This is a genomic window from Methylobacter sp. BlB1, assembly GCF_015476545.1.
Taxonomy (GTDB): domain Bacteria; phylum Pseudomonadota; class Gammaproteobacteria; order Methylococcales; family Methylomonadaceae; genus Methylobacter.
Genome location: NZ_JADMKV010000130.1, coordinates 1 through 3,619 on the forward strand (window position 1 = coordinate 1; position 3,619 = coordinate 3,619).

At 51.1% G+C, this 3,619-nt stretch carries 4 protein-coding genes; 1 reads left to right on the forward strand and 3 read right to left on the reverse strand.

Annotated features, from left to right (window positions below; genetic code table 11):
* Positions 1 to 112 precede the first annotated feature (112 nt).
* Positions 113 to 802: a hypothetical protein gene (locus IT781_RS21490; protein WP_194972218.1), complete on the forward strand. Its 690-nt coding sequence runs from the start codon at positions 113 to 115 to the stop codon at positions 800 to 802.
* Between the two features lie 345 nt (positions 803 to 1,147).
* Here IT781_RS21490 and IT781_RS21495 read toward each other — a convergent pair whose 3' ends face one another.
* Genes IT781_RS21495 through IT781_RS21505 form a run of 3 tightly spaced genes read right to left on the reverse strand, consistent with a single transcriptional unit; the run spans position 1,148 to position 3,546 of the window.
* The gene (locus IT781_RS21495) at positions 1,148 to 2,752 is read right to left on the reverse strand and encodes an IS66 family transposase (RefSeq protein WP_194972219.1); all 1,605 of its coding nucleotides are present in this window, start codon (positions 2,750 to 2,752) and stop codon (positions 1,148 to 1,150) included.
* Positions 2,753 to 2,809: 57 nt separating this feature from the next.
* Positions 2,810 to 3,169: an IS66 family insertion sequence element accessory protein TnpB gene (tnpB, locus tag IT781_RS21500; protein WP_194972220.1), complete on the reverse strand. Its 360-nt coding sequence runs from the start codon at positions 3,167 to 3,169 to the stop codon at positions 2,810 to 2,812.
* A complete protein-coding gene (locus IT781_RS21505; protein WP_194972221.1) occupies positions 3,166 to 3,546 on the reverse strand; it encodes a hypothetical protein in 381 nt (126 codons plus the stop codon). The genes tnpB and IT781_RS21505 overlap by 4 nt, the downstream gene beginning before the upstream one ends.
* Positions 3,547 to 3,619 lie beyond the last annotated feature (73 nt).

The following is a 3,619-nucleotide window of genomic DNA, read 5'->3' on the forward strand; positions in this document are numbered from 1 at the left end:
AAAATCAAAATGCTATAGCAAAAGCAAGATCATGCTCAAATATTCCGTCATGCTTCTGATGCTTAAATGGAATGGGGAATTGGACACTATACTTAATTAACAATACCGTATTTTGAACCAAGAAAGTAACTTATGTGACATATCTTACGACTCAGATTTAGAAAGAATTGAAGGTATTGTGAGACTTCCTTGGATAGGAAGAGAATACCAACAACAAGAGATAAAAACTCTTATTCTTGGTGAAAGTGTATATGACTGGAATCCTAAAGACCTTTTAAACATGGATCGAATTAATAGTGCATACAATCTTAGAAATCTACACAAAAGTCATGCAATGGACTTTAAGCGTAAATCTAAATTTGTAAGAAACATTGAAAAAGCTATATATGGAAAAAGGAAGCCAACTGATTCAGAAAAAGAGCTTTTTTGGAACTCCGTCTGTTACCACAACCTTGTGAATCGAGTATTAAAAACCAAAAAACACAGGCCATCGTATAATGATTATTACTCAGGTTGGTCAACATTTGAACAGCTTGCTGACTTGCTGCAATTTGATCAAGTTGTTGTTTATGGTTTAGAGCAAAAAAAGATAAAATCACTTATCAAGTATTGCGATGAAAACAGCTTAACTATTGAGCACGAAAATCTTCCTGAAAAAGTAGGAAGATCATACCCAAAAAAAATCACTATCACAAAAGGTATTCAAAAAATAAAACTTTTATTTATAAGACACCCAAGCTCTTATTTTAGCTGGAAAAAGTGGTCGCCAATCATAAAATCCGAAATTACCTATCCAGCATGATTGCATAACAGAAATTTCAAGGAGGCGCTCATGCCGTTCCTGAAATTGGAGTTATGAATGGCTGGTTTCAGATGATCACGACCGCCTCAAATGTGCCAAAATCTGCCAGTCAAAATTGATGCTGAATTAACACCTAATTCTTCCGAAATTGTTTTTTATACTTTTGGTATGTTGTTCAATTTAGAAAATTTAATTTGAAGGATTAAATGATCAGCTTAATATAGATTTAAAACATTCTGTTACTCTGGCTGGGATTGTTTATTTTTAAAACATAAGGACTGTTGAATGCCTGATTCAGAAATCAACCTGGATATCCCAAAGATTGCGGAATATGGTAAGCGCGAATTAAACCCCATCTACTTTTTTCGCCCAGCCCTGGTTAATCTGTTCCTTGTCGACCTGCCAGGGCAGCAGTTGCTCGATGTCTTCCAACGATTGTGCCTTGGGCAGTTCTTTAAAAACATGGTGCAGATAGCGGTAAGGCTCCAGACCGTTCAGTTTGGCGGTTTCGATCAGACTGTACAGATTGGCGCTGGCTTTGGCGCCTTGGACGGTATCCGAGAACAGCCAATTGTGGCGACCGATCACGAACGGGCGTATGGCCCGCTCGGTGGCATTGTTGTCGATGTCGAGCCGGCCGTCTTCACAGTAGCGGATCAGCTTGTCCCAGTGGTTGTCGAGATAGCTCAGCGCCTTGCCGGTCAGACTGGTGGGCGGCACCTGGGGTAGCGAGGTGTCCAGCCAGGCTCTGATATCGTCGAGCAACGGCATGGCCTGCTGTTGCCGCCGTTGATAGCGCTCTTCCGGGGCCAGATCCTTAATCAGCTGTTCGATACGATACAGCTTCTGAATATAAATGAGTCCTTTGCTGGCCTTGCCGGCTTTCGCCTGGCCTTTGGGGCCTTGCGCCTTCAGGGCTTCATCGAATTTCCGCCTCGCATGCGCGAAGCAGCCGACCTGGCGCAAGCCGTTTTTGGCGCACACCGGCGCATAGCCGGCGTAGCCGTCGGTTTGCAGATAACCTCGGTAGTCAGCCAGGAGCGCATCAGCCACGTGTTGGCCGCGGGAAGGAGCATAGGTGAACACGATCACCGGTTGGCCGGGCGGACCACCGCGTTGCACCCACAGGTAGGACTTGGACTGGGCTGTTTTGCCGGCCTCCTTGAGCACCTGCACGGTGGTTTCATCCATCTGCTGGATGTCGTACTGCCGCAACGGCTCCTGCAGCAGGTTGATCAGCGGCTGGATCAGTTCGCCGCAGCGGATCATCCAGACGGCCAGGGTGCCGCGCGCGATGTCGACGCCGATACGCTGCAACATCTGGCTTTGCCGATACAGCGGTAAGGCGTCGAGAAATTTGCTGGTCACGAGATAGGCCAATAAACCGGGCGAGGCATTGCTTTTTGGGATCGGCTGGGCCGGCAGGGGGGCGGTTTTGACCTCGCTGCTGCAGCAGGGGCAGGCGTATTTCTTACGGATATGGCGCAGCACCTGCACTTGCGCCGGAATGATGTCCAGTTGCTCCGAGATGACTTCGCCGATCACTTTCAGGGCATGGCCTTCGGCACAATAGCGCTGGTCTGCCGGCAGGTCATGAACGATGTCGACCCGGGGCAGCGCCGGGGGCAAGGCTTTGCGGCCGCGTTTGACCGGTGTGGTGGCGGGCGATGAGTCAATGGCGGCCGGCTCGCAGGGGCTGAGCGGCTCCGTGGGGAGCGGTTCTACACCGCTATCGCCGTCTTCGGCATAGACTTCCGCCTCATTGAACAGATCGGCTTGTTCGGCACGGTACTTCTCGCTGTGGGCGCCGAAGCGTTGGTGCAGCAACAGACGGATCTGTTCCTGCAAGTGCTCATACTGCGCTTTGAGTTGTCGAATTTCCCGCGCTTGCGACAACACGAGCTGGCGCAAGGTTTCGGGGGCTTCGGGCAGTTCAAGTACTTGTTTCATAACGCCTATTATACCTGAGCCAGGCCTGATAGGCGATGGCGAAACCTGCGCCAAGCGCTATAAAACCGAGCGGAAATCCAGGGCGGGATGCGGCTGCAGCCGGCTGATGTCGTAGCCGTCCAGCAACCAGTTCAACTGCTGCACCGTTAAGGACACCACGCCCGCTTCATCGGCCTTCGGCCAGACAAAACGGTCTTGCTCCAGGCGCTTCTGCCACAGGCAGAAACCATTGCGCTCCCAGTACAGCACCTTGAGCGCCGTCGAGGAACGGTTAGTAAACACAAACAAAGCCTCCGCAAACGGATTCAACTGCAATTGCGCCTCCACCAGCACCGCCAGGCTGCCCATGCCTTTCCTGAAATCCACCGGCTCCGCGCACAGATAGACCGGGCACAGTGGCGCTGTAGGCCGCATCATGCCGGCAGCCGGCACAGGCCGGTCAACAGTTCAAGGCAGGCTTGGGCATCGACATGACGCAATTCGCCTTCAATACCGTTGGGCAGGCGTAACAGCACTGTCATCGCTTCAGCAGGGCTGGGCACCGCCGGCGGGGTAATCCGCACCGGATGAAAATGCGCTGCCTGTGCCGGCTCCGGCTTTCTGTCGGCTTTCGGCGCACGGACTTGTTGGCTCCAGTAGTAAAAGGATTTGACCGACAAGCCCTGCTCACGGGCGTAAGCCGCCATGCTCAGCCCGGAGACCTGCCACTGTTGCCAATGGCCCAGCCAGAATTGCTGGGTGGGCGTGAGCATCGGCTCAACGTGCTGATCGGTTTCTGAAAAAGGTGAACTCATGCGTTATTCCCCATTGGTTTAAATGGGAATACTCTGCCACTTCCAGTAGCCAATTGTTAGATGCGGTTTATTG

Coding starts and splice junctions, on each gene's coding strand:
- IT781_RS21495 (WP_194972219.1), bottom strand. CDS start 2,752: ATGAAACAAGTACTTGAACTGCCCGAAGCCCCCGAAACCTTGCGCCAG.
- tnpB (WP_194972220.1), bottom strand. CDS start 3,169: ATGATGCGGCCTACAGCGCCACTGTGCCCGGTCTATCTGTGCGCGGAG.
- IT781_RS21505 (WP_194972221.1), bottom strand. CDS start 3,546: ATGAGTTCACCTTTTTCAGAAACCGATCAGCACGTTGAGCCGATGCTC.